This is a genomic window from Geobacter sp., from assembly GCF_027327745.1.
Lineage (GTDB): Bacteria > Desulfobacterota > Desulfuromonadia > Geobacterales > Geobacteraceae > Geobacter.
In genome coordinates this window covers 1-26,065 of the sequence record NZ_DAHVYG010000084.1, presented here as the reverse complement: position 1 = coordinate 26,065, position 26,065 = coordinate 1, and the positions used below count along the sequence as shown (strand labels likewise).

Here is a 26,065-nt window from a genome sequence, read left to right as displayed (position 1 = left end):
TCGCCATGCGGCTTCTCTTTAGGTAGGAGCGCCTGTATTCGTTGTGGTACCGGGATGACAGAGGCGTCTATGCCTTCGTTTCCAGTTTCTTGGTCAGCATACTCCATGTTCGCCACTTCATGCTGTAGCTCAAGAGCAGTCAGCTTTCGGGCCTCTTTGGCCAGCAGAAGGACATCGGCCTCCATAGATGGATTATGGTATTCCTCAGTCATCGTAATGGATAAATATGGAAGTTTTGGAGCGATTGACGTGGGAGCAGATTTTACGTGACGAACGTAAGTACCGTAGGACATCGTTTGTCCGGTAGCAGTGTCCAGCACTCGGCGATTCTTGCCTACGTAAATTATACGGTAGCGGGTATCTTTGGGCATGTGGGAACGTCTCCTATCTTGAAAGAAAATGCCGGGACTCGGTGCATGGTCACGCATGCATCGGTAGGCCCCGGCAAGGTTTCGTTAGTATGCATTCGCGTGACCGAACAACTAACTAGGTACATTATAACATAGATGGAAAAGGTTTGATTAGGATGGTGAGCGAATGTAAGTATAACAGTTCGGAATGAGCAGTATGCCTGCAAGGAATTGTCAGGCACACCCTGTCTGGCTTCGAACTCTTTCAGCTTTCCGGTCTTGACGGCCTCTTTCAGTTGCTTCAGCTTTTCCAGAATGTCCAGGTGTTCATTCTTGCCGATGATGAAGCGATAGCCCGGCGTGCCGTCGGCATCGGCGACAAGCCCCAGTTCATGCTCATCCAGCTCCACGTATTCCGAATGATTGCTCTCCCACTTGGCCTGCTGATCGGCGAAAAACGCCTCGCAGTATTTTTTCAGCAGGGTCGAGGCTATCTCCTGCCAGCCGCGGATGCGTCTGAAATCGCCGCTGCCGGTGAACTGCAGCTCCTCTTCCGGGATGAACAGCTTGTACCACCTGTCATCCGCCAGTAGTGCGGGCATGGCATCCCGCTTCAGCGTCAGGTTATACCACGACCGCTCGTTCTTGAACTTCTGCAGTTCGAACCAGAGCGCGTCCATATCCATGAAGGCGAGATGAGCCGCGGTCAGGGGATGATGGGCTTTCACGATGACGGTCAAGGGAGCTTTCCCGTCGCCGCTCTTCATGGCCTGAATTTTGGGGTACCAATCGAGCACGACCCGGCACCCCTTGGCGGGAGTTGCGCCAAGTTGTGGACGGGGAGCCTGCTTCTTGAAGCTCATCCCCTTCTTCAACCGGATCGTCTTCAAAGGCCGGTCGCTGATGTTCCGGTACACCGGCAGGAAGAACTCCTCCAGATCCTCGGTGCCGGTGGGCAGGCCCGCATCCTCCAGATACTGCCTGAAGGTCTGCATGTAGTTGGCGCGGACCCCGAAGATGTTCAGGGTTTCCAGCACCCGGATAGACCTGGGGGCGAGCTGCTCGAACTCGGCGCGGCTGCTCCGTTTGAGGGAGAAATTCCGCCCCTTCAGGCGAACGCCCCTGCCGAAGAGCTGGATGATCTCCGAACCCTCACTCCGGCCGACGTTCATCAGCCCCATGGTGCTGACCCGCCAGCAGCTCCACCCCTCCATGAATTTCTTCGAGCCGATGAGGATGTTCACGGTGGAATTCCTGGCGTTCAATTGCTGGAAGAGCGACGCGGCGAAGTCCCGCTGGGTGACGGAGAAGCCGTGCTCCTCGCACAGCTTCAGCAGGGCGCTGTCGTCGCCGACGTTGATGACGCCGAAGCAGTCGTTGTCCCCCATCTTCAGCCCGATTTCGCCGCCGACCCCTTTAAGGTTTTCCAGATGCAGCTCCGCACCATCCACGGGGCAGTTAAAGAGGGTGCCGAGGATGGCGCCGTAGAGCTCTTTCGGCGTGGCGCCGGTGGTGTGCAGGTACTCAAACGCCTTGCGGAAGATGTCCTGCCCCTTGTCGTCCAGCAGTCCGGCGCTGCCTTCCATAAGCCGTTTCAGGTCGGCGACGCTTGCCGCCCGGTCCTTCACGAACTCCTTGAGGAACAGCAGGATGTCCACCACGTCGGAGACCTTCCTCCTGTTCTCCGTCCGCACCGAGTTGACGCTGCCGCCGACAAAGACCCAGAGGGGCTTCTCCAGCAGGTACGGGGCAAACTCCTGCTCCTTGTCGGCAAAGAGGCGCTGCTGCTGGTAGAACGCCAGCAGGCAGGCGGTCAGGTAGCGCCGGCGGATGGTCTCGTCATGGTCGTCGGCAAGATTGAGGATGGAGTAGTGCTTGCCGTAATCGTCGCCATGGAAATATTTGTATGAGTAGTCGAAGATGATGCAGCGGGCGTACTCTTCCGCCAGAGCGGCGTTTGCGGCGACTGCCTGTCCGAAGGTGGCGGAATACTCGAAGGAGAAACCGTTCTCGCACAGCCTGTTGCGCTTCTCCAGCCACTCCTTGCCGCTGGCGCCGCGATGCCCCTCATCCACCAGCACCAGGTTGTTCCCCTCGAAGGCGTCGATGGCGACGGTCTTATCCCCCATCTCGTCCTTCAGCTTGTGGATGTCGATGATCTCGATCTGCTTGCCGGAGAAGAGCGTCGCCCCGTCCTTGTTGAACAGTTCCGCCTTCAGCCCCGATTGGGCGAACTCCTCCAGATGCTGCACCGAAAGCCCCTCGTTGGGGGTCAGGAGGATGATGCGGTTCAGCTCCCGTTCCCGGCCGTGCTTTTCCAGGTAGTGGCGATACTGGAGGATGTTGACATGCATCAGCAAGGTCTTCCCGGAACCGGTGGCATTCCAGAATGCCAGCTTTTTCAGGTCGGCCGGGGAGAACGGTTGCACCTGGTCCCGTGCCGGCTTGTCGCTGTTGAATGACGCAGCATGGCGGTTCAATGCTTCCAGCAGGGCAGCCGGATCGGAAAAGTAGCGGTCGAGGTAGATTTCCGTCAGCAGCAGTGCCAGATACTGGAAATATTTCCAGGATATGGCCGGTTCCCGTTTTCCGGCTATTGCCAGGGTGTGGCTGAAGATGTTCCGGTCATAGGAGAGCAGCAGATCATTGGACAGCTCCGGAAGGTCGAACAGCCGCTCGGTGATGCGCTGATGAAAGCGGGAGACGTTGTTCTCGTCCCACCCCTCGGCACCATCGCGCATGATGCCGTAGAATTCGTCGATGCTGCTCACCTCGAAGAGAGACAGCAGCCACTGGTTCAGAACCAATCGTTTTTCGAACTTGAGGGGTGGGGCCGCTGTCCGTGCCTGTCTTCCGCGGGGCGGCATCTATACCCCCTCCACGTCGAACATCAGCCGTTTGAACTCCTCTTCGATGAGCGCCACCTTCCACCGCTCTTCGCCGATCTTCAGGTTCTCCAGGTTGTTGTCACCGTTGACGTATATGCGTCTGAACTCGAAATCGAGGGTGCTGTAGTTGCGCTTGCTGAACCATGCGTCCAGCATCACGTTGTCCTGTTCCGGGCTGGAGGTACAGGTGCGCCAGATGATGAGCACCTTGTCTCCGGCAAGGGTCTGACCCTCCACCTCCTGGAATGTCCAGCAAGGCTTAAATCCCCCTAAATCCCCCTTTTGTAAAGGGGGACTTTCCAGACTCCCCCCTTTACAAAAGGGGGGCTGGGGGGGATTTGCCTTTCGCGCACTCCCCTTAATAATACACAATCGCCCTTCGGCATCGGCTGCGAATTCGGCGGCGCGGTGCTCCCTCTGGCTGATGCGGAGCACCTTGATTCCCAGGAGCCAGTTGAAGGTCTCCACGAGATCGACCACCGTTTCCCTGGTCTCGTTGCCCCGGGCGATGTTCATGCGGAAATTGAACGGGTCGCTAAAGGCGGAGATGTTCAGGAGCGAGGCGCTGCCGGCGCTTTCCACATCAAGCATATAGGAGAGCAGGTACTGCTCCCGCAGCCTGTCGTGCTGCTCCAGGAGGCTCCCCTGTTCCGGCGTGCGGTTCAGGCGCAGGTTGTTGAGGGCGTCTTCGTAGCTTTCCAGCCGGATGTACTTGAACAGGTGGCTGGAACCTTCGCGGGAGACCGGTTTGCCGTTGTTCCAGTCTTTGGAGTAGATGACCTTCTGGATGCGGGGCTTGAGGACGGTGTCGAAGTAGTCGCCCATTTCGACGAGGATGTATTTTCGTTTACACTCATCTATCCGATTAATTTCAATAGTTGCGTGAGCAGTAGTGCCTGAGCCTGCGAAAAAATCGAGGACAGTTCCCTTTCCAGAAAGGTTGGCGGCTCTGAGGCAGTCAATAACGGCAAAAAGACTTTTTGGATAGGAAAAATCACCAGACATACCGAATAACTTTTGTAATACTTTCGTCCCGCTTTCGCTTGCTGAGTATAATGAGTTGTCCCACCACGTCCCCGGCAAAGCACCTTCCTGATTTGGTCGGTACTTCCGATAAATCTGCCATCTGCCGCCTACTTCACGAGCTAGTAATTCAGATATTTCTTGTTGAGCCCTTTCACAGCCAAGAGTCCACACCCTTTCTGTGCCATCATCGTCTATTGGAAAAACAATGTGTTCCTCTGGAGACGGAGGTTCAGAGGTGAGCCATACTTGCCCGATGTCATTCCATTCCATTTCAACTATTCTGATTTGTCCATTTACAGATACGTATATTGGGTAAAACAATTTCAACCGATTCTCTCTGAACGAGTTGGCCCCTGTCCCCCTGAAGTTTGCCCACGTATAGATCCCTTGACCATCTCGTTCTTTGTATCGAGCCGATCTTTCCTCATCACGAGGTATTCTCCCCACTACGGCGTCAGTGGTTTTTGAATAAAACAATCCATATTCATGGTTAGGTGAAAAGCCAACGGCTGTAGCACGTCCCTGCGGTTTGCTTCTAATAACAGTTGTTGCCTGATGATTTTCTTCGCCAAAGACTTCAGTAAGAAGCATATTAAGGTATTGCATCTCAAAATCATCTATTGTTATACAAACTATGGCTTTGTGAGTCATGAGTGATCTTGCTATATTCAGTCTGTCGGCTAGGAGGCTCAGCCAAGATGAGTGTTTGTACGAGTTTTTGTAAATAATTTCAGATGCACTTGTGTTGTATGGTGGGTCAGCGTATACGGCGTCAATGCGATTTTTGAACGTATTGTTAATTAAATTCATAGCTTGAAAGTTTTCACTATGGATTAGCAACCCACCCGTCGCCTCATCCAGATTATCAAACGACGCCAGCAGCTTCTCCGTAAACTCCCGGCCGAAGAAGGCCGTATCCAGCACAAGGAACGGATTGGCTTTCAGAAACTCCATTGTCAGCGGATCGCTATACGCTGGCGTGTGCAAATCCCCCTCAATCTCCTGAATGACAAAGAGCCGCTTCCACTCCTCAATCTGCGCACCGTTGGCGATGATGGCGGGATAGAGTTCTTCCGGCACCTTGTCCAGGGTGCAGCAGTAGCCGGTTTCCACCACGAACTTCTTCTTCAGCCAGAGCGTCTTCTGGAAGTTTTCCAGCTGTTCCAGGAAGGCTATGATCTTGTGGCCGATTTCCTTGATGACCTTGACCTTGGATATGGTGGCCCTGATATGGTCGGCGTCCAGGTCGTCGATGAAGAGCACTTCGTTCTTGATGAAGAAGTCCAGCTCCCGGCGCAGGAAGCCGCCGAGGTCCTTATGGATGAAGTAGTCGAACGAGTATTTGGCGGTGTAGTCGGTCAGGTGCTTTTCCAGCAGGGTGCGGCGGGCGTTCTTGGCGGTGGGCGCAAGGGTGGACAGCTCCCGCTTCCAGTCAGCCCCTCCCTCACCCTGGCCCTCTCCCTCAGGGAGAGGGAACGAATCGAGTATCGCCTGAACTGCCGCCTCGTTAAGCGCTGCCTGTTTGGCGCCGCCCTCGTCCACCCTGTACTCGAAGCGGATGAACAGCTCGCCCCCTTCTTCCATCAACGGAGTTTCGGCGCAGAGGACAAAACGGCGCTCCTTGCCCGCCTGCTCCTTCTTGTTGTTCTGCTCGGTGGAGGCGTCCACCAGCTTGAAATGGGCGCGCCTGCCGGAGGGGAGCTTGAAGGTGTAGTCGCGGAAGTTTTCCGATGACTTGATGTAATACTGGTCGGCATTGGCCCAGTGCAGCTTCACCTCTTCTCCCTCGTAGGGAATGGCATAGACACCCGCCTTGTAGCGGCGCAGGGGAAGGAAATCCCCCTCCTGGTAGTAGCGGCGGAAGAAGTTGGTGAGGTGGGAGAACACCTCGTTTTCAAGGGCCGAGACGTCCACCGACCGGGAGAGCCTGGCTTGCAGGGCCTGGTACTTGGGCGATGTTTCAGCCACCACCCCGGCATCTTCCAGGGTCTTTCCGAGCCGCTCCATTTCTTCGCGAACGCTCCCCTGATCATCCCCTTCGTAGTGGGCAAAGGCGGTCTTGACCTGGGGGAGCAGGTCGCGATCGAGGAACTGCTCGATCTCGTCCCGCTTCTGGTTCATGATGCGGTATATGCCGAAATCCAGATCGGCTTGGTCCAACTGGAACATCTCCCGCAGTATGGCTTTCAGTTTTTTCAGGTTTTCGGACATGGTCTCTCCTAATCACACAACCGTCCACCGCACGGTGAACAGCCTTTCTCGGGTGGTCTTTTGCTTCATCTGCTGCTCAAGCCGGGCTATCAGGCTATTTCGTTTGTCAATTATCTGATCTTCAACGTCGAAGACCTGTTGTCGCTGCCTTCTCTGTTTTTTTTCCAATTCCACGATCTGCCGCTGCAGTTCCACCTGTTCGGCGGTGGTGGCGGCCTGCCGCGCCTGCCGGCTCAGGAGCTTGAGCCGGGCTTTGGTGTCCTTCAGCTCCTTCTCGGCCGAGCAGATCAGGTCATCGGCCCACTTGTCCAGCCTGTCCCGCTCCTCCTGGAAGTGGCGGTTGCCGGTCTCCAGCGCCCGGCTGACAGCGGCCGCGGCGTGCCGTTCGGTCTCCGCTGTCAGGCGTCCGCTGAAGGTTGCCAGGCTCTCCGCCGGACCGATCTCCGCCCGGCACAGGAAAAGCTTTTCGCACTGCTCCTGGTCCAGGGGGGCGCCGGCATCGGTGAAGGCGCTGAAGAGGAGGTGCTCCTCCGTGTCGAAGGAGGTAATGGTGAGCCGTTCCAGGGCCAGGACGCCCGATTCTCCCTTGAGCGCCTCCATCATGGCGCTCCTGGTGGGGTGGCCGCTGATGTCGAAACGCAGCGTTGCCTCGGGGGTGGCATGCCGTAGCGCCGTGCTGAGGACCAGTTCCCCCAGGGGGTGGGAGAGGCGATAGAGATAGGCGCCTTCCACGTTCTCCCGGTTCTTGCTGATAAGGTGGTACCTTCCCTGAGGAATACCGGTGGGAGGTGCGTGCAGATCGAAGGAGAGATCCTTGTCGTCGAACCGGGCCTGACCGTGGAGGACAGTTCTGGTGACGGCCCAGAAGAGGCGGCTGAAACGGTCCAGGTGATGGCGGGTCTGGTCCAGCCGGACCTTCAGGCGAGTGTGGACATCCTCGTCGAAATGCTCCAGCAGGGTCCGGCGGGTTTCGGTCATGCGGCTGGCAATGGTCTGCTCCATCTCGGCCTGGAGCGCGGCAAAGGCCGCTTCGATCTCCCCGGCGGTCCGGCACTCCTGGTAGATGCGCAGGATGCGCCGCTCGAAGTCGACGCCGGTCTCGATGGTCCCCAGCACCTCGTCCGAGGCGCCAAAGACGCCGGAGAAGAGGTTGAACTTCTCGGTGAGGAGCTCATAGACCCGCCGGTCCGCGTCGTTGCGCTCGTTGAGGAAATTGATGACCACCACGTCGTGCTTCTGGCCGTAGCGGTGACAGCGGCCGATGCGCTGCTCGATCCGCTGGGGGTTCCAAGGGAGGTCGTAGTTGACGACCAGTGAGCAGAACTGGAGATTGACCCCCTCGGCAGCCGCTTCGGTGGCGAGCATGATGTCGACACTGTCCCGGAAATGTTCGATGATGGCGCTGCGCCGGTCTGCCGTCTTCGATCCGCTGATCCGGCCGGTAGCGGCGTTGTCCCGGAGCCACTTTTCAAAGATGGCGCTGCTCTCCGGATCGGTGTTGCTGCCGTTGAAGAGGACGATGCGTCCGGCAAAGCCGTTGGCTTCGAGAAACGCCTTCAGATACTCCTGGGTGCGGCGGCTTTCGGTGAAGATGAGCGCCTTGCGGGAGGCCCCCATCTTTTCCATCTCGGCGAAACCTATCTCCAGGGCGGAACAGAGGGTGCGGGTCTTGGTGTCAACAGAGATCTGCCGCGCCTGCCGGATGTAGCCGTCCAGCTAGGCGATTTCGGCATCCAGTTGGTTGCGGTCAAAGTCAAATCCCCCTGAATCCCCCTTTCGTAAAGGGAGACTTTCCTCATCTCCCCCCTTTATGAAAGGGGGGCTGGGGGGGATTTCCAGCTTCTCTATCTCCTCCTCTTCATCGAGGAAGTCGTCGCCGAGCTCGTCGCCCTCCACCAGCTCTTCCAGCAGGTGTTCCGGTTCGGGCAGTCCGGCGCGCAGGGCTTCAAGGCGTTTCCTTATGGTCTCCAGTGTCCCGGCCACCGCCGGAGTCGACGATGACAGGAGCTTGCGCACGATGAGCACCGTCAGGGTGCGCTGCCGGTCCGGGATGGCGTATGTGCCGGGGCGCTGCAGGAAGCCGGAGATGGCTTCGTACAGCTCCTGCTCCCGGTCGGAAGGGCGGAACGGGCGGGTGATGGCACGGCGCTCGGTGTAGCGGATATACTCCAGCACCTGGGAACGGAGAGTCCGCTTGGCAAACCCGGCCAGGCGGCGCTTGAGTGCGTCCAGATCGGCGTCGCTGCCGGTGTACTGCTCACGGAAGGAAGCGAGGTCGCCGAAGATGTGGTCGTCGATCAGGGTGGAAAGGCCGTACAGTTCCAGAAGGGAGTTCTGCAGCGGCGTGGCGGTGAGGAGGAGCTTCCTGCGATCCTCCAGCGCCCAGCGTATCCCCTGCCCCATGCGGTTGCCGGGGCGGTAGGCGTTACGCAGCTTGTGGGCCTCGTCGATCACCGCCAGATCCCAGGCGACCAGCTTCAGCAGCTCCTTCTGCCGTGTGGCGAAGTTCATGGAGGTAATGACGATGTCATGTGTCAGAAACGGATTGTCGCTCCCGCCACGCAGCGCCTCACGGAACGATTTGGCCTCAAGGATCACCGAGGGAAGATTGAACTTTTCCTCAAGCTCAAGGCTCCACTGCTTGCGGAGCGCTGCCGGGCAGATGACGATGAGCCGACGCCGCCGTTCCGCCCAGCACTGGCAGAGCACCAGCCCCGCTTCGATGGTCTTGCCGAGGCCGACCTCGTCCGCCAGCAGCACCCCCTTGGAGAGAGGGGAGCGGCAGGCAAAGAGCGCCGCCTCGATCTGATGGGGGTTCAGGTCGACCGAGGCATCGAACAGCGACATGGAGAGCTTGTCGATATCGTTTGCCGCCGAGCGCCTGAGCAGCTCGGCGGCAAAGTATTTGGCATGCCAAGGGGTGTTCAAGGAAAGGAATACCGCCAATTTTGATAGTGCCGAGAAGGATCAAATTACACATTAGGCGCGTAAATTTCAACACGGAACTACTATCAATTGATGCGGTATTACGGTCAAGACCGCTTTGTTATGATGCCGTCATGCCAACGGACATCATCACAACCCGGGAAATCGGCGAGGCCATACGGAGACGACGGAAGGAACTGGGACTTTCGCAGGAACAGCTGTCGGAAAAGGTTGGTGTGTCGTACCAGCAGATTCAGCGCTATGAAAACGGCAGCAGTATGCTCAATGTGGAAAACCTGCAGAGAATTGCACGGGCTCTCGCTCTGCCGGTAACGGCCTTTTTCGAGACACCACGGGCGAATGTGGCGGCTGAACCGGAAACGCCCTATGCATCAAAGGAAGAAAAAACCTTGCTGAGAAACTTCAGGGACCTGACCGCCGGAAGTGACAAGAAGCTAGCCATCACGATCGTCCGGAGGCTAGCGAAGAAATAAGCCGGAATGGTTGCGCCTTGCATCTGCTTACATAATCGAGTAGTGAAGCGGGGTGATCATTCCCGCCCTCCTGGTGGGCGACGCCAGTTTCTTCCAACAGGTCGGGTTCGCCCGCTACGCTGGGCGAACAAAGAAACGCCCCGGCACTGGTTGTGCCGGGGCGTTTTGCGTTGGATGGTCCGGAAGAAGAGAGCCGGGGCGTCCCCCGGCGACAGAAAGGAACCTGTATGGCAGAACGTACTCAGCTGTCAGGCTTCTTCCAGAGCCACTTCCGGTTCCGCCAGGATTGCTTCGGCTTCCTCGTCGGCCTCACTGTTCAGCACCCTCTTCATTCTGGCCATGTCGAGTTCATTCTCCCAGCGGGAGACAACCACGGTGGCCACGCCATTGCCCACCAGATTGGTCAGGGCGCGGGCCTCGGACATGAACCGGTCGATGCCGAGGATCAAGGCGAGGCCGGTTACCGGAATGGTGGGAATCGCCGCAAAGGTGGCCGCGAGGGTCACAAAACCGCTGCCGGTGACACCGGCGGCCCCCTTCGAGGTCAGCATCAGCACCCCCAGGATGGTCAGTGTCTGGGTCCAGGTCAGGTGGGTATTGGTGGCCTGGGCCACGAAAACCGCCGCCATGGTCAGATAGATGGAGGTACCGTCCAGGTTGAAGGAGTAGCCGGTGGGGATTACCAGTCCAACGACCGACTTGGTGCACCCCAGGTTCTCCAGCTTGGCCATCATGCGCGGCAGCGCGGTTTCCGACGAGGAGGTCCCGAGAACGATCAGGAGCTCCTCTTTGATATAGTTGATGAACTTGAAGATGCTGAAGCCGCACACTTTGCAGATCGTACCGAGTACCACGAAGATGAACAGGAAACAGGTCAGGTAGAAACTCCCCATGAGCATCCCCAGCTTGGTCAGGGAGCCGAGGCCGAACTTGCCGATGGTGAAGGCCATGGCGCCGAAGGCGCCGACGGGTGCCGCCTTCATGATGATGCCGACGATCCCGAACATGGCATGGGAGAGCTGGTCTATCAGCCGGTAGACCGGTTTGCCGCGCTCGCCGAGGGCCGCCAGGGCAAAACCGAAGAGGATCGCGAAAAACAGCACCTGAAGTATGTCGCCCTTGGCAAAGGCATCCACGACGCTGGTGGGGATGATGCCGAGGAGAAAATCGACGAAGCTGTGGGATTTGGCGGCGGTGGTGGTATAGGTGGCCAGGGCCTTGGCGTCCAGCTTGGTGACGTCGGCGTTCATACCGACTCCCGGCTGAATCACGTTGATTACCAGCAGCCCGATCCCCAGGGCCAGGGTTGTGACCACCTCGAAGTAGAGAAGCGCCTTGCCGCCGACGCGGCCGACCTTTTTCATATCCTCCATGCCGGCGATGCCGGTCACGACGGTGCAGAAGATGACCGGGGTGATAATCATCTTGATCAGCTTGATGAAGCCGTCACCGAGGGGTTTCATGGCTGTACCGGTCTCGGGCAGGTAATAGCCGAGCAGAACGCCGATGGAAATGGCGGTCAATACCTGGAAGTACAGATGTTGGTAGAATTTTTTCGTTTTCATACTCACTCCTCTAGGTTGGGTTTATTAGCGGCAATCGCGCTTGGTGACTGTCGGAGTGGCCGGAAGCGGCATCCAGTGGGTGAAAATGGGGGCCTCTTCCCGGCCGGTCGCAATGTTGCAGATTCGGATGCTTTCGGAATTACCGATGCATGAGTGCAGATCGCCGAAAAAATCGAGCGGCGTGAACAGCACAACCGGTGTGTTATCTTCGGGAAGCCGTTCATTGATGCTGATCCATTCCATAGCGTGTTCCCCTTTTCGTGTGCAGGATGACCTCTGCCAATACAAAGCCATATCAGCAAGACGAATACCATTCGCGCATATCCAGCGCAAGGTATCGTAATCGTTACAAAAAACATTGTTCTACGATTGTTTTTACAGAGGAATGGCCTTAACCTGCGGAAATGGCTTCGGGGTCTACGACTGGAAATGGTGAAGTAATTCGGGATGTTGCATAGGCTTAACCATGGTTAACCGATTAACCCGGGTTAAGCCCTTTCGTATCGGGGGAGGATTCCAGAGGGAATGTTTGTGCCGGCGAGGAGGGGGTTGGATTATTTCCGCTGCATTTTCAGGCGCTTGTTGAGTGCAGGCGGGGATATGCCCAGCAACCTCGCGGCTATGGCCTGGACGCCGTTTGCCCTGGTGATGGCCTCGTCGACGAGCAGTTCGGCCGCTTCGGCAAAGGTGGGGAGGCGCTCGAAGGATCGAAACGGATTCTGGTTCTCCGCAGGGGGGACCTGTTCCGTACGGGAATGCCCCATGGCCTTCAGGAAACTTTCCATGGAAAGGATCCTCTCCTTGTGAAGACTGACGGCATTATAGACCATCCCGCGAAGTTCCCGGACATTGCCGGGAAAGCTGTAGGTGGAGAGGATCTGCGCCAGCTCCTTTGGGGGGGTCGGCTTGCGCTTCCCGAGGGATTTTGCTGCCTCACCCAGGAAATAGTCCAGGAGAAGCGGGATGTCTCCCGGCCGCTCCCGCAGGGCCGGGATGTGGATGTGGTGGGTGCAGAGCCGGTAGTAGAGGTCACGGCGAAACGTCCCGGCCGCCTCCTTCGCTGCCAGATTGCAATGGGTGGCAACGACGATCCGCGCATTCATTCGCTTGGGGCGATCGCTTCCCAGGGGGAAATACTCTCCTTCCTGGAGAAGCCGCAAAAGCTTCACCTGGGAGGCGATGCTGAGGTCGCCGATCTCGTCGAGAAAGAGGGTACCGTTGCCGGCCTGCTCGATCATGCCGGGGCGCGCCTGATCCGCGCCGGTATAGGCGCCGCGTACATGGCCGAAGAGGGTGTCGGCGAAGACCGTATCGTCCAGGCCGGCCACATTTACCGCCACCAGGGGGCCGGAGCAGCGGCTGAGGCGATGGACCGCCCGGGCGATCAGCTCCTTCCCGACCCCGCTCTCGCCGGTGATGAGGAGCGGCTGATGGCTGGGGGCCACCGCCTCCACGTAGGTGAAGATGTCGTGCATCCCCCGGTCGCAGGTCACGATGTCAATGAACGCCTCCGGATGCTGCAGGTCCCGGGAGAGTACCCGATCCGACATGGTGCGGCACTCGTGCTGCAGCTCCTGCATGCGGATCGCCCGCAGGACCCCCCCCACCAGCCGGTCCTCCTCATCGGTCTTGACGAAATAGTCGAAAGCACCGAGCTTCATGCACCGCACCGCAGTTTCCAGCTGATTCAACCCGCTGACGATGATCGTCATGATCTCCGGATGGGCCTCCCCAATCTGCTGCAGAAGCGCCTCGCCGGATAGGTGCGGCATGGTCAGGTCGAGGAGGACCAGGCCGATTCCCCCTTCATTGAGCCGTGCCATAACCTCCCGGCTGTCCTGGCACATATGCACATTGTTGATCCCGGCACAACTCCTGAGCGTCAACGAAAAGGACTTTAGCCAGGCCGGCTCGTCATCGACAAGGAGTATGCTGAAACTGGGATATACCGTGGTTTTCATGTCATGACCTCTGTTGGGGGACCGGGAGGGAAAGGGTCACCGTCGTCCCGATGTCTGGCGTGGATTCGAAGCGGAGGGTCCCCCCATGCTCCTTGACGATTCCCGCAGAAACCGACAGCCCGAGCCCTGTGCCCCCCGTCTCGCGCTTGGTGGTGAAAAATGGATCCATCAGCTGAGAGAGGTGCTCCTCGGCAATGCCGCCCCCCTCATCCCTGACCTGAACAACGACCAGGTTCCGATCCCTGTCGAAACCGGTCGTGACCGTCACCCCCTTGTCCTCGGTTTGAAGAGCTTGGCAGGCGTTGAGGACCAGATTCACGATCACCTGCTCGATCCGCTGGGCATTCCCCATGATCTGGGGAAGCCCGTCGGCATAGGTGGCCACAAAACGCTTCGTGGAAGAACGGATGGTGGGGTCGATGAGGCGGAGCGCCGTCTGCACCGTGGCGTTCAGGTCGATGAGTTCCTTCTGACCGGCATCGTCACGGCGGGCAAAATCCTTGAGATCGTTGACGATCCTTTTGATGCGCTGGGCGCCGTCCTGCATCTCCTGCAGGATGCGCGGGATCTCTTGACGCATTTCGGAATACGGCACTCCACCCAGCATGAAATCCCCATGCTCCCGGAAACGGCCTTCGAAAATTTCATCGGCATCGTCATGAACCCGTTTCAGGATCGGGATATCAAGCAACAGCAGCCCGTTGGGATTATTGATCTCATGGGCGACACCGGAGACAAGGGTACCGAGCGACGCCATCTTGTCGGCCTGGATGAGCTTGTCCTGATGACGGCGCAATTCCTCCAGCGCCCTGTTCCGCTCCATGACCTCCTGGGCCAGTTCCGCCGTCCGCTCCTCCACCCTCTTGTGCAGGGTACGGGACCAGAGCACCGTGCCGGCCAGGATTACCAGCAGGGGCACCAGAATCGCCGCCCCATATTTGATGGCGAGCTCTTTGGTCACCCGCGGCGGCTCATTCACTCCAAGCCATTTATTGTAGATCTCCTTGTACTGACCGGTCTTTACAAGAATGGCAAGCCCCTCGCTGAAGCGGGAGAGAAGCTCGCGGTTCCCCTTGAGGACGCCATAGCAGTACTGCTCGCTGACCACCGCCTTCGCTACCGGAACGAGATTGGAGAGGTGCAGTTCCCGTATCAGGTACATGCCGGGGAGCATTGCCACGACCGCGTAGTCATACTTACCTGATGCCAGGAGCCGGAGGGCCTCCGCCGGTGTCGGCGTAAGAATGAGTTCCCGGTCGAATCCCATCCGCTTCAGGCGTTCGTGCATAATCCCGTCGCGAAAGACGATGACCTTCTTCCCCCGCAGCTCTTCCAGGGTCCTGACCGGCCTGGTGTCCCTGCGGGCAAAGATCGCGTGGTGCACGATGGTATGCGGCGGAGAAAAATCAATGGTTCTGGACCGGTCTTCCGAATACGATATCCCCTGCAGAATATCGATCTTCTTCTTTTGCAAGGCGGTACGCATCTCGGACCAACTGCCGAAGCGGAACTCGACCCTGATCCCCATGACCTCGGCAATTGCCTTTGTGAGGTCGACGTTGTACCCGGCCGGCTTACCGTCCTTGTCGATGAATTCGTAGGGGGGATATGCCCGGTCGCCGCCGACGATGACACTCTCCGCATGGTTCGGCAGGGGAAGCTCCGCATGGGCGGCAACAGCAAGCAATGAAAACATCAAGACAACGGCAAGACGGATCCCGCGGATGGGTTGGCGGCACCTCCCCGGGTGGAAAGAACCCGCAACAATACGTGCGATGGATGCCTTACCTGCGGGAGTTGGCCGGGTCTTGCAAACGGAAATGCCGTTGAACACGCGTATATCCTTGTGCTTCACATTCTGTGCGGAGTGGCCGGGACTGTGAGACAGCCTGATGGGGAATAAGTACTCTAAAATAAGCCCCATTCGGCGTCTTTTTGTCAAGTGATGTATGAGGCCCAAAAGCCCAAAAGGCCCCGAAGGAAAACCTTCGGGGCCTTTTGGCGTAAATGGAGGAACAACCCGATTGAGATTACGCCTTTGACCAGGCGAAATCGTGTACGGCAAGCGGAAGGGCGACGGCACCCTCATCCTCGCTGCGGCCGGCAAGCTCCACGAGCCTCCAGCAGTCGGTGCGGGCGAGAAGTTCCTTGACGAGCCTGTGGTTCATGTCGTGGCCGCTCCTGGTCGCTTTCACATGCCCGAGGATCGGGTAGCCGGCAAGGGAGAGATCCCCCACCGTGTCGAGGATCTTGTGGCGGACGAACTCGTCATCGAAGCGCAGCCCCTCGGGGTTCAGCACCCCCGTATCGCCGATCACCACGGCGTTGTCCAGCGATCCGCCCCGGGCAAGCCCGTTGGCCTTGAGGGTTTCGACCTCGGCCAGAAAACCGAAGGTGCGCGCCGGCGCGAACTCCGCGGCGAACTCATCCTCGACAAGGGTCATGCTACGGAACTGGCTTGCCACCGCCGGGTGGCCGAACTGCATGTCGAAGGATACCTTGAAGAAGCGGGAGGGGATGATGGTGACCTTCTTCTCTCCCTCCGTCACGGTGACCGGTTTCTTGACCACCAGGTATTTCTTCGGCCGGGCAAGGGTGGTTACCCCGGCGGCGCGCACCGCCTCGACGAAGGGGGCGGCGCTCCCGTCCATGATCGGGACCTCCGGACCGTCGATGTCGACGTGGGCGTTGTCGACCCCGAAACAGCGCAGGGCCGCCATCAGGTGTTCCACGGTGGAAACCACTGCGCCGTTCTTGCCGATGGTGGTGTTGAGGCGGGTGTTCACCACGTTGGCGGCGGTCGCCTCGATGGAAACCGGCAGCACCAGATCGACCCGGTGAAAGATGATGCCGGTACCCGCGTCGGCCGGACGGATGGTGATGGTTGCCTCCCGCCCCGAGTGGACCCCGATGCCGGTAAGGGTGATCTTGTTCTTGAGAGTTTTCTGCATGGCCATGGCTGGCTCCTTGGGTATCGTCAGTATACGTAATATCATAGCCATGAGCAAGTACCGGACCAAGCCGCATCATCACGCTTTATGCCTGTATAATCAGCAAGTTGCCGCAAGCGCCGGGAATCGCGACATGCCATCCGGAACCGCCGTTGTGGCACGACAACCACGGTCCATGTTGCAATAATGCAACAACAGCGCTCAGAGACGGCCGGAACGAAGGATGGCCACCACCCACCAGAGACCGATGAAGCCGGCGATGGTGTAGCCGAGGAAGGCAAACACGGGGAACCCCATCAGCTTCGGCCCCTTGTCGGTCTGCATGACGATGGAGGAGCCGACGATGAGAGCGGCGATGATGAGGCTTGAGGAGAGGCGGTTGATCGACTTGTCGAAGTCCCGCAGGGCACGGTCGAGCCCCCGGTGTTCCAGGTCGATCTTGAACTTGTTGCGGTTGATCCGGTTGAGGAACTCCTTGAGATCCCGAGGCAGATTGCGGGCGAGGGTGACGTAGGAGACAAGGTGGGAGCCCATCTCCCTCATCATCTGGCGGGGGGAGACCCGATCCCTGATCGCCTTCTTCATGAATGGCCGCAGGTGCTCCACCATGTCGAAGTCAGGGTCGAGCTCGCGCCCCATCCCCTCAATGGCGACCAAGGCCTTGGAAAGAAGCATGAGGTCGGGCTGGAACTTGATACGGTAGGTGGTGATGATCTCCAGGAACTCCAGCAGCATCCGCCCCACCTCGATCTCGTGGAGCGGAATCTCGTAGTAGCTGTCGATGAAGGCCGAGAGGTCGCGCCGCAGCGCCCGGGTATCGAGTGAATCGGTGATCTCCCCCGAGTAGAGAAGAAGCGAGATGACCTCGTCCACGTCCCGCTGGACGATGGCGAGAAGGATGTCGGTCAGATATGCCTTGAGCTGGGCATCGAGCCGTCCCACCATCCCGTAGTCGAGGAGACAGATGACGTTGCCGGGGAGGATGAAAACGTTGCCCGGATGGGGATCGCCATGGAAAAAACCGTGGGTGAGGACCATCTTCAGGAAGGCGTCGGCGCCGCGGCGGGCGATGAGCCGCCGGTCGAGCCCCGCCCTCTCCAGGGCAGCGGTGTCCGAGACCTTGATGCCGTCGATGAACTGCATGGTCAGGACGCCTCGGGCGGTTTCCTCCCAGTGGACCTGCGGAAAATGGAGGGTCGGGTCGCCGGCGAAATTCTCGGCGAACTTCTCAATGGTGTGTCCCTCCCGGGCGAAGTCCATCTCGCGCCGGATGGTGCGGGCAAACTCCTTCACGAGTCCCACGGGGTCGTAGATCTCACTCTGGGGGAGGTGGCGCTCGGCCAGGGTGGCGATCCCCATCATGGCGTCGATGTCGGTCTCCACGAACTCCACCACCCCGGGACGACGGACCTTGATCACCACCTCCTCGCCGGAGAGGAGCCGGGCCCGGTGGACCTGGGCGATGGAGGCGGCGGCCAGGGGCTCGGAATCGATGAAGGAGAAGCACTCCCCGGGCTCCCGCTTCAGTTCGGCGCGGATCTGCTCCAGTGCCGCTTCGAAGGGGAACGACGGAACGTGGTCCTGGAGCTTGGCGAACTCCAGGATGAAGTGCCGGGGGATGACGTCAGGGCGGGTGGAGAGGATCTGGCCGAGCTTGACGAAGGTGGGCCCCAGCTCCTCCAGGGCAAGCCGCATCCGCTCGGCCGACGAGAGGAGGACGAGCTCCGGCTCGGGCCTGCGGACGAGCTTGCGCCAGCGGGTCACGAACTGGGAGAGCCCCATCAGTTCCAGGGCGTGGTCGAAGCCGTACTTGAAAAGAACCCGGACGATCTGCCGGTAGCGCCGCAGGCTACGGATGTTGCGGTTGAGCTGGAGAACGCTCAGCATTCGCACCCCGGGTCGGTGATGTTCAGCTTCGCCTCAAGGGACTCGACCCGCTTGACGAGGCGGTCGTACTCCTCGCGGGGGACGAGGCCGAAACGGTCTATGGCCCGCTTCACCTCCTGGTCGGCCATCTCGGCGACCCGCTCCTTCGTTTCACCGGCCATTTTATGAAGCTTGTCGAGGAGCGCCTTTCCCTCGTCCTCCCCCACCTTGTACTTTTCCTTGAGATCCGACAGGAACTCCTCGGCCTTCTTCTGAGAGAGGGACATGACGCCGAGGCCGGTCAGCACGGCCTTTTCAATGAGTTCGATCATGGGGATTCCTCCTGGATAAATTGGTAGACATCGACTGCAGATAAAATAACAGGAAACGGCCGGAAGACAAGTGATTGCGGGGGGTGCCGCTCACAAGCCCGTCATTTCCTGAGCAGCCAGAGGATGAGCGAGAGGATCACCGAGATGATGATGCTCGTGGCGAGGGGGAAGTAGAAGGTGAAATTGTTCCGTTTGAAATAGATGTCGCCGGGAAGCCGGCCGAGCCAGGGGATCTTGCCGGCAAAGGTTAGCACAACGCCTATCAGGGCGATGACGAGCCCCATGGCGATGAGGGATCTGCCGAGGCTGTGCATCAGCGCTTCTCCTCCCGGGGATGGTAGCGATCCTTCTCGCTGTAGATGCAGCCGCAGTACTGCTGGCGATAGAGCCCCATCTCCTTCGAGATGCGGATCCCCTCCTGCCAGCCGCGGCGGTAGTCGTCGTAGTGGAAGGTGACCCCGTGGCGCGCCGCCGCCCGTTCGGCGCCGGCGACGATGTCGTCGTGCCGCTGGTAGCGGCTGTAGAGAAGCGCGGAGGAAAACGCCTCGTAGCCGAGCTCCGCTGCCGCCGCGGCCACGGCGTCCAGGCGGGAGAAGTAACAGTAGAGGCACCGCCGGGCCGGGTCCTGCGCCACGGAGCCCAGGAACTCCTCCAGCCGGTACTCGTCGCGGTACACGATATCGAGTTCAACCGCAGCGGCGTACTCCCTGACGGTATCGAGGCGCCGCCGGTACTCCTGGTAAGGGTGGATATTGTGATTGTACCAGAACCCCGTCACCGCCATCCCCTGGTCGCGCAGTTGCCCGACGGGATAGATGGCACACGGGGCGCAGCAGATATGGAGCAGAAGTTTCATCGTCTCGCCACCGGCACTCTGTTTTTGCTTCATCTTACCTCACCCGCCCGGCAGGACTCAACCCCGGATTTCACTCCGGTCGATACCGGGAGGCATTTCAGAAAAAAGGAGGATGTGAGGTCTTCGTTACGGCATCCGGAGCGCCAAAGCCTCGCGCGCCAGACGCACCGTGATCTTCCGCTTGGTGGAAAAGGCGAAGCGCTTTATTGCCTCCAGCGCCCCGATGAGGGAGGGGACGTCGCGGCGGACATGGAGGAGAAGGTAATCGATGACCTCCGCGGGGAGGATGATCTGCCGGTCCTCGGCGAGCTTCTTCATGATCAGGCGCCGGGAGTCTTCGTCGGAGATGTCGACCCGCGCCACGAGCCCCCAGAGGAGACGGGAGATCAGGTGACCGTCGAGGTGGGGAAGTTCCTTCGGAGGGTAAAGACCGGTTATGGCGATGGGGCGGCCGGCCTGGTAGAAATCATTGAACAGCTGCCAGAGTTCGATCCGGACGCTCGGCTGGTCGGGGATCAGGTGGAGGTCGTCCACCAGAAGCGCCGGGGCGTTGCGGAACCGCTCCGCCAGCCGGGAGACCTCCTCCGCCGGATACTCGCCGCCATAGATCTCATCAACATCCTTGAAGGAGACGAAGGGAACGGTGACAAGCCCCGCCCGCGCGCTGCAGGCCGAGCCGATGGCCGTCAGGAGGTGGGTCTTGCCGGAACCGGGCGGACCGTAGAGATAAAGAAGGTTTTCGGTACCACCCGGGTCGACGAGCCGTTGGGCGAACTGAAACGCGGTGGCGTTGCCGGAGCAGACGACGAAGTTGTCGAAGCCGTACTTTTCGTGGACGGGAAAGTCGAAGACAAGCTGCATCGAGAAGCGGCTCTAGAAAAGATCGCCCTGGGGGGAGCGGGGCGCCACGCGGCCGAAGTGCTCATAGGCGGCCTTCGTGGCCACCCTCCCCCGGGGGGTGCGGTTGATGAACCCGTGCTGGATGAGAAACGGCTCGTAGACATCCTCGATGGTGTCGCGCTCCTCGCCGATGGCCGCGGCAATGGTGTCGAGCCCCACGGGGCCGCCGCCGAACTTGTCGATGATCGTCAGCATGATGGTCCGGTCCATGAGGTCGAACCCCATCCGGTCGATTTCCAGCAGCGCCAAGGCATCGTCCACCACCGCGGAGGTGATGACCCCGTCGGCCCGCACCTGGGCGAAGTCGCGGACCCGCCGCAGAAGCCGGTTGGCGATGCGGGGGGTGCCGCGGCTGCGGCGGGCGAGCTCGGCTGCCCCTTCGGGCTCGATGCCGATGTTCATGATGCGGGCCGAGCGGGTGGTGATCGTACCGAGTTCGGCGTCGGTGTAGAACTCCAGTCGCGAGATGACCCCGAACCGGTCTCTGAGCGGCGAGGAGAGAAGTCCCGCCCTGGTGGTGGCCCCCACGAGGGTGAACCTGGGGAGGTCGAGCTTGATGGTGCGGGCGCTGGGGCCCTGACCGATGATGATGTCGAGCTGGAAGTCCTCCATGGCGGGGTAGAGGATCTCCTCCACCACGTGGGAGAGGCGGTGGATCTCGTCGATGAAGAGCACGTCGTGGGGCTCAAGATTAGTGAGGATCGCCGCCAGATCCCCCGGCCGCTCGATGACCGGCCCCGAGGTGGACTTGATGTTCACCCCCATCTCGCAGGCGATGATATTGGCGAGCGTCGTCTTGCCGAGACCGGGAGGCCCGTAGAGAAGCACATGATCCAGCGCCTCCCCGCGCTTGCGGGCCGCGTCGACGAAGACCCGCAGGTTTCCCTTGGCCTTCTCCTGCCCCACGTAATCATCCAGGGCGCGGGGGCGCAGGGAGCTCTCGACGAGGAGCTCTTCATCGGTAGATTCAGGCGAAATGAGTCTGGTCATGACGGGAAATGCCGCTCCGGAAAAGATGCACCACGGTATAACAGTTGGGGGGAAAGGTCAAGCGGGCGGCGGGGGGTTCCCGCACGGGGGGGCGGACCTGTGGGGGTCAGCGCATCAACCGCTTCAGCGCCAGCTTGAGAACGGCCTCCATGGGGGCATCGGCCGGAGCATCCAGTTCCGCGATGGCCTTGACCACCACCGCCTCCTTGTAACCGAGGTTCACTAGGGCGGAGGTGACGTCATCCAGGATGCCCGCGGTGGCGGGAGCGGAAGGGGCCGTCTGCACCTGCGCCGGCTCCAGGCCCAGCTTCCGCACCTTCTCCCTCAGCTCCAGGATGAGCCGTTCGGCGCTCTTCCTGCCGATGCCGGGGATGGCGGAGAGACGCGTCTGGTCCCCATTCATGAGGGCACCCGCCAGCTCTTCGGCCTGGACGTTGGAGAGGATGTCGCGGGCCAGTTTCGGCCCGATCCCCGACACGGTGAGAAGAAGCTGGAAGAACTGCTTTTCGAGAGGGGTCCGGAAGCCGTAGAGGTGAATGGCGTCTTCCTTGACGTGGGTGTGGATGTGCAGGGTGACGTCCGCCCCTTCGGCGGGAAGATCGAAGTAGGTGGAAAACGGGACCTGGACGCGGTACCCCACCCCTCTCACATCGATAATCAGGTGGTCCGGCGCCTTCATGGCGAGTTTCCCGGTAAGGAGTGCTATCATCGTCTTTTCCTGACGCTGGTCTGCAGCAGGGTGCCGGCGACGCTCCTGAGCAGCGCCGAGTTCGCATGGCAGATGGCCACGGCGAGGGCATCGGAGGCGTCGGTCTGGGCGATCTCCGGAAGCCCCAGGAGCGCCTTCACCATCTGCTGCACCTGCTCCTTGCCGGCGTGCCCGTACCCCACCACCGCCTGCTTCACCTGCATGGCGGTGTACTCCGCCACCGGGAGCCCGGCGTTCACCCCGGCGACGATGGCCGCCCCCCGCGCCTGGCCGAGCTTCAGGGCGCTCTGGGCGTTGCGGGCGAGGAAGACCTGTTCCACCGCCATGGCATCGGGGCGGTATTCTTCCATGACTGCCGTCAGCCCCCGGTAGATCTTCCGGAGGCGGAGGGCGAATTCGTCATGGCTGTCGGTGAAGATGGCGCCGTTGTCCACGTGGGTGAAGCGGTTGCCGATCTTTTCGATGATGCCGTATCCGGTTATGCGCGAACCGGGATCGATGCCGAGGACTCTCATGGATACCCAAAAAGGTAGGAGCGCCGCAAGCGGCGCTCCTACAAAAAAGGGGACTCAAAGTCCCCTGGCCCTTACATCAGCTTCTCCATCTCCTCCACGGAGATGTCGAAGTTGGCGTAGACGTTCTGGACGTCGTCGTTGTCTTCCATACGGTCCATCAGCTTCAGCATGTTCTCGGCGTTTTTTCCGTCGAGCTTCACCATGGTCTGGGGGATCATGGTAATCTCGGCCGACTCGTACCTGAAACCCGCATTCTCCAGCGCCGTCCGCACCTCGATGAAGCTGGAAGGATCGGTGAGGACCTCGTACTGCTCCTCTTCGTCGGCCACATCCTCCGCGCCGGCCTCCAGCGCCGACTCGAAGAGCTTCTCGAAGTCGACCGACTTGGCGAAAACGATGAGCCCCTTCTTGTCGAACATCCAGGAAACGCAGCCGGTCTCCCCCATGTTGCCGTTGCACTTGGTGAAGATGCTGCGGACCTCGCTCACCGTGCGGTTGCGGTTGTCGGTCATGCACTCCACGAGGACCGCCACGCCGCCGGGGCCGTAACCCTCGTAGACGATCTCCTCGTAGGTTACACCTTCCAGCTCGCCGGTACCCTTCTTGATGGCCCGCTCGATATTGTCCTTGGGCATATTCTCGGCCTTGGCCTTGTCGACGGCGGTGCGCAGACGCGGGTTGCCGTTCGGATCGCCTCCGCCGAGCTTCGCCGCCACGGTGATCTCCTTGATCAGCTTGGTGAAGATCTTTCCCCGCTTGGCGTCAGCGGCGCCCTTCTTATGCTTGATAGTACTCCATTTATTATGTCCCGACATTCGTGCTGCTCCTCCTGAAAAACGGTGTGGGGCTTATAAACCGGCAGATACTATCATGGGAAAATCTTGGTTGTAAAGGGCGAAAGTTCATGCAAAAATGGGGAATCGGCGGCATCGGCGCCGCTCCATTTCCCGTCAGCGAGGTGCCCCCCATGTACCTGCCCGTTCGCTTGTCCCGCCTGGTCCTCCCGCTTCTCACGCTCCTCACGGCAGCATGTGCCGCAGCGCCCCTCTCTGCCACCGCCGAGCGGGAACTTCCGCCGATTCTCGCCCAGGACGAGATATTCCGCCCCTACGTCAGAATCGGCACCGTGGAGGTAAGCCGCGAACGATTCGGCGCCGTCGACGATCTGCGTGGCGAGGCGGACGACTGGGCCAACGAGGCCCTCGAAGCCGAGGCAGCGAAACTGGGCGCCGACGCGGTCATCCTCCCCGAGATCCGCGGCGAGAGAAGCTCATATCTCCTTTTCCCCATCACCGAAATCAAGGCAAAGGGGGTGGCGATCAAGTTCCGTTGATCGCCACCTTTCCTCCCACCCAGACAATTAGCGTCTGAAACCGCCCCCATCACCCCAACATCACCTCACTTCCACCACATCAATAAACCGCGTTCTACAACTCTGCAGAACTCGCTGACAGCATAAAACCGATCACCCATGCCGCTGCAACTATCTATTATTGCGGGCAATTACGATTTTTTTATTTTTTATAATTTTTATGCCTTGACGGATATAAAACACGGTGCTAAAAATTATTTCGAAATATAACGACGTTTATAAAACACCAATCCACCCGGCCAGGAAGGAACACTATGAACAGGGAAAAGAGTTCATACGCGGTTCAAACGGTAGAAAAGGCTCTGGATATCCTCGAGACGCTCACCGAGGAGAGCCGCCACGCCACCCTGCCGTACCTTGCCGAAAGACTCGAGCTTTCCCGGAACAAGGCGTTCCGCCTCCTGGCAACCCTCGAAAGCAAAGGCCTTGTGGAGCGCGACGACGCCAGCGGCATCTACCGCCTCGGGATTTCATCGGTAGAACTGGCACAACGCCTCCTCAACAGCACCAGCCTCATCCGTCACGCCCACCCCGTCATGGAAAAACTGGCGCGCCGACACGACGAAGCAGTCTACATTGCGGTCCTCAAGGGAGAAGAAGTCCTTTTCCTCGACATGGTCGACTGCGAGCAGCCGATCAAGACCGCTCCCCTCGTCGGCAAGCGCTTCCCCTTCTTCACCAATGCCGCCGGCAAGGCCATCAAGGCCCTGGAATCGGTGGACCTCCTCGAAAAATTCCTGAAGAAACGCGGCAAAAATGGCAGCATTCCCGACCCTGCCCGGCTCCAGTCGGAACTGAACAGTGTCCGGGAGCGCGGTTTCGCCATCGACGTTGACGGCCTCGGCGACGGGATTGTCAGCGTTGCGGTGGCCGTAAGAGACTATGCGGGTAAGGTGATCGGAGCACTCACCATGCTCGGACCATCCTTCCGCATGATAACCTCCCGCCTCGAAAACGAAATCATTCCCTCCCTGAAAGAGGGGGCGGAGATCCTATCCCTCAAGTTCGGCTACGCGAAGCTGTAGGTACCGAAAGGAATCACAAAAACGGGAAACCATCGAAAGGAGGGGTGATCGGAAGAACAAGGGCCGGACATCGGTAATGGAGGCGAGCGGGACGCCGCTCGGCACGATGAGATTTACTGAAGAAAGGAGTAACTAACCATGGCAGACAAACAGTACGACTGGGCGGCAATCGCCAAGAACCCCAAGTTCGTCGAGCTCCACCGCAAGAAGACGACCTTCCTTATCGGCTGGTGGGTCTTCTCGACCGTCTTCTACTTCCTCCTCCCTATTGGAGCAGCCTACGCGCCGGGGCTCTTCAAGATCAAGATCGTCGGCAACATCAACTTCGGCTACCTCTTCGCACTCTCCCAGTTCTTCGTCTCCTGGGGGATTGCCATCTATTACGCCCATGTAGCCAACAAGGACTTCGACCGGCTCACCCGCGAGCTGGTGGACGAGCTCAAGTAAAGGAAGGAGGACAACGATGAAGAAACTGATCGCAGGAATCACGCTGGCCCTTTCCCTGGGCTCCTTCGCCTTCGCCGAGGAACCGGCCAAGGCCCCCGCCGGCGCCCAGGGCACCCCCGCCGTCGCCGCGCCGGCGACGACACCGGCCGCCCCCGCGGCCACCGCACCCGCTCCGGCGGCCCCCGTCACCAAGGCCGCCGCACCGGCCGGAAAGAAGGCCGAGTTCAAGGCCAACCCCTATGTCACCATCCCGATCTTCCTGATCATCATCGGCGTCACCATGGCCGTCGTCGTCTGGTCCGCCAAACGGACCAAGTCGGCCGCCGACTTCTACGCCGCCGGCGGCGGCATCACCGGCACCCAGAACGGCTGGGCCATCGCCGGCGACTACATGTCGGCCGCCTCCTTCCTCGGGATCTCCGGCATGATCTCCCTCTACGGCTATGACGGCTTCATGTACTCCGTCGGCTGGCTCGTCGCCTACATCACGGTCCTTCTGATCGTGGCCGAGCCGTGCCGCAACGCCGGCAAGTACACCCTCGGCGACATCCTCTCCTTCCGCACCGAGCCGAAACCGGTCCGCGCCGTGGCGGCCCTCTCCACCGTCGCCGTCTCCACCTTCTACCTCACCGCCCAGATGGTCGGTGCCGGCAAGCTGATGCAGCTTCTCATCGGCATCCCG

23 protein-coding genes and 1 pseudogene are annotated in these 26,065 nt (G+C 59.8%); 5 read left to right on the top strand and 19 right to left on the bottom strand.

Annotated elements, in window-relative coordinates:
• The 5 genes from M6689_RS15700 to M6689_RS15680 form a co-directional block, all read right to left on the bottom strand.
• On the bottom strand, positions 1-371 hold a 371-nt coding region (locus tag M6689_RS15700), incomplete at its 3' end, for a hypothetical protein (RefSeq protein ID WP_298273461.1).
• The gene (locus tag M6689_RS15695) at positions 344-3,217 is read right to left on the bottom strand and encodes a DEAD/DEAH box helicase family protein (protein WP_298273459.1); all 2,874 of its coding nucleotides are present in this window, start codon (positions 3,215-3,217) and stop codon (positions 344-346) included. The genes M6689_RS15695 and M6689_RS15700, both read right to left, overlap by 28 nt.
• On the bottom strand, positions 3,218-6,475 hold the full coding sequence (locus M6689_RS15690) for a site-specific DNA-methyltransferase (RefSeq protein ID WP_298273457.1): 3,258 nt from the start codon (positions 6,473-6,475) through the stop codon (positions 3,218-3,220). It abuts the gene before it with no gap.
• A gap of 12 nt (positions 6,476-6,487) precedes the next feature.
• Positions 6,488-8,101 (bottom strand): helicase-related protein, encoded by a 1,614-nt coding sequence (locus M6689_RS15685; RefSeq protein WP_298273455.1) that lies wholly within the window; start codon positions 8,099-8,101, stop codon positions 6,488-6,490.
• A 90-nt stretch (positions 8,102-8,191) separates the two neighbouring features.
• Positions 8,192-9,403 carry a DEAD/DEAH box helicase gene (locus M6689_RS15680; RefSeq protein WP_298273454.1) on the bottom strand — a complete coding sequence of 404 codons (1,212 nt, stop codon included), beginning with the start codon at positions 9,401-9,403 and terminating at the stop codon, positions 8,192-8,194.
• Positions 9,404-9,534: 131 nt separating this feature from the next.
• Here M6689_RS15680 and M6689_RS15675 point away from each other — a divergent pair, with 131 nt between their 5' ends.
• The gene (locus M6689_RS15675) at positions 9,535-9,894 is read left to right on the top strand and encodes a helix-turn-helix transcriptional regulator (RefSeq protein WP_298273452.1); all 360 of its coding nucleotides are present in this window, start codon (positions 9,535-9,537) and stop codon (positions 9,892-9,894) included.
• Positions 9,895-10,142: 248 nt separating this feature from the next.
• On the opposite strand, the gene M6689_RS15670 is transcribed toward M6689_RS15675, so the two are convergent.
• The 14 genes from M6689_RS15670 to M6689_RS15605 form a co-directional block, all read right to left on the bottom strand.
• Positions 10,143-11,459 carry a dicarboxylate/amino acid:cation symporter gene (locus tag M6689_RS15670; RefSeq protein ID WP_298273451.1) on the bottom strand — a complete coding sequence of 439 codons (1,317 nt, stop codon included), beginning with the start codon at positions 11,457-11,459 and terminating at the stop codon, positions 10,143-10,145.
• Between the two features lie 24 nt (positions 11,460-11,483).
• Positions 11,484-11,702, bottom strand: a complete 219-nt coding sequence (locus M6689_RS15665; RefSeq protein ID WP_298273450.1) for a DUF551 domain-containing protein — start codon at positions 11,700-11,702, stop codon at positions 11,484-11,486.
• 311 nt (positions 11,703-12,013) lie between these two features.
• The gene (locus M6689_RS15660) at positions 12,014-13,420 is read right to left on the bottom strand and encodes a sigma-54 dependent transcriptional regulator (protein WP_298273448.1); all 1,407 of its coding nucleotides are present in this window, start codon (positions 13,418-13,420) and stop codon (positions 12,014-12,016) included.
• 1 nt (position 13,421) lies between these two features.
• Positions 13,422-15,116, bottom strand: a complete 1,695-nt coding sequence (locus M6689_RS15655; RefSeq protein ID WP_298273446.1) for a transporter substrate-binding domain-containing protein — start codon at positions 15,114-15,116, stop codon at positions 13,422-13,424.
• Positions 15,117-15,450: 334 nt separating this feature from the next.
• Positions 15,451-16,377 carry a UDP-3-O-acyl-N-acetylglucosamine deacetylase gene (gene lpxC / locus M6689_RS15650; RefSeq protein WP_366949757.1) on the bottom strand — a complete coding sequence of 309 codons (927 nt, stop codon included), beginning with the start codon at positions 16,375-16,377 and terminating at the stop codon, positions 15,451-15,453.
• A gap of 195 nt (positions 16,378-16,572) precedes the next feature.
• Positions 16,573-18,258: a 2-polyprenylphenol 6-hydroxylase gene (ubiB, locus tag M6689_RS15645; protein WP_298273445.1), complete on the bottom strand. Its 1,686-nt coding sequence runs from the start codon at positions 18,256-18,258 to the stop codon at positions 16,573-16,575.
• Positions 18,252-18,569 carry a phasin family protein gene (locus tag M6689_RS15640; protein ID WP_298273444.1) on the bottom strand — a complete coding sequence of 106 codons (318 nt, stop codon included), beginning with the start codon at positions 18,567-18,569 and terminating at the stop codon, positions 18,252-18,254. Before M6689_RS15640 ends, ubiB begins: the two co-directional genes overlap by 7 nt.
• A 101-nt stretch (positions 18,570-18,670) precedes the next feature.
• Positions 18,671-18,883, bottom strand: coding sequence for a DUF2905 domain-containing protein (locus M6689_RS15635; RefSeq protein ID WP_298273442.1), 213 nt, complete (start codon positions 18,881-18,883; stop codon positions 18,671-18,673).
• On the bottom strand, positions 18,883-19,425 hold the full coding sequence (locus M6689_RS15630; protein ID WP_298273463.1) for an epoxyqueuosine reductase QueH: 543 nt from the start codon (positions 19,423-19,425) through the stop codon (positions 18,883-18,885). Before M6689_RS15630 ends, M6689_RS15635 begins: the two co-directional genes overlap by 1 nt.
• A 126-nt stretch (positions 19,426-19,551) precedes the next feature.
• Positions 19,552-20,286: a DnaA/Hda family protein gene (locus M6689_RS15625; RefSeq protein ID WP_298273441.1), complete on the bottom strand. Its 735-nt coding sequence runs from the start codon at positions 20,284-20,286 to the stop codon at positions 19,552-19,554.
• Positions 20,287-20,298: 12 nt separating this feature from the next.
• Positions 20,299-21,315, bottom strand: a complete 1,017-nt coding sequence (gene ruvB / locus M6689_RS15620; RefSeq protein WP_298273440.1) for a Holliday junction branch migration DNA helicase RuvB — start codon at positions 21,313-21,315, stop codon at positions 20,299-20,301.
• A gap of 106 nt (positions 21,316-21,421) precedes the next feature.
• Complete coding sequence (gene ruvA, locus M6689_RS15615) at positions 21,422-22,024, bottom strand: Holliday junction branch migration protein RuvA (protein ID WP_298273438.1); 603 nt, start codon at positions 22,022-22,024, stop codon at positions 21,422-21,424.
• Positions 22,021-22,539, bottom strand: a complete 519-nt coding sequence (gene ruvC, locus M6689_RS15610; RefSeq protein ID WP_298273437.1) for a crossover junction endodeoxyribonuclease RuvC — start codon at positions 22,537-22,539, stop codon at positions 22,021-22,023. The genes ruvA and ruvC overlap by 4 nt, the downstream gene beginning before the upstream one ends.
• A gap of 71 nt (positions 22,540-22,610) precedes the next feature.
• Positions 22,611-23,354, bottom strand: a complete 744-nt coding sequence (locus tag M6689_RS15605; protein ID WP_298273435.1) for a YebC/PmpR family DNA-binding transcriptional regulator — start codon at positions 23,352-23,354, stop codon at positions 22,611-22,613.
• An 89-nt stretch (positions 23,355-23,443) separates the two neighbouring features.
• Here M6689_RS15605 and M6689_RS15600 point away from each other — a divergent pair, with 89 nt between their 5' ends.
• The 4 genes and pseudogenes from M6689_RS15600 to M6689_RS15585 form a co-directional block, all read left to right on the top strand.
• Positions 23,444-23,872: a hypothetical protein gene (locus M6689_RS15600; RefSeq protein WP_298273434.1), complete on the top strand. Its 429-nt coding sequence runs from the start codon at positions 23,444-23,446 to the stop codon at positions 23,870-23,872.
• Positions 23,873-24,165: 293 nt separating this feature from the next.
• The gene (locus M6689_RS15595; RefSeq protein WP_298273432.1) at positions 24,166-24,936 is read left to right on the top strand and encodes an IclR family transcriptional regulator; all 771 of its coding nucleotides are present in this window, start codon (positions 24,166-24,168) and stop codon (positions 24,934-24,936) included.
• 138 nt (positions 24,937-25,074) lie between these two features.
• Positions 25,075-25,383, top strand: a complete 309-nt coding sequence (locus M6689_RS15590; RefSeq protein WP_298273431.1) for a DUF485 domain-containing protein — start codon at positions 25,075-25,077, stop codon at positions 25,381-25,383.
• Positions 25,384-25,399: 16 nt separating this feature from the next.
• Positions 25,400-26,065: pseudogene (locus M6689_RS15585) on the top strand (cation acetate symporter); the annotation flags it as partial.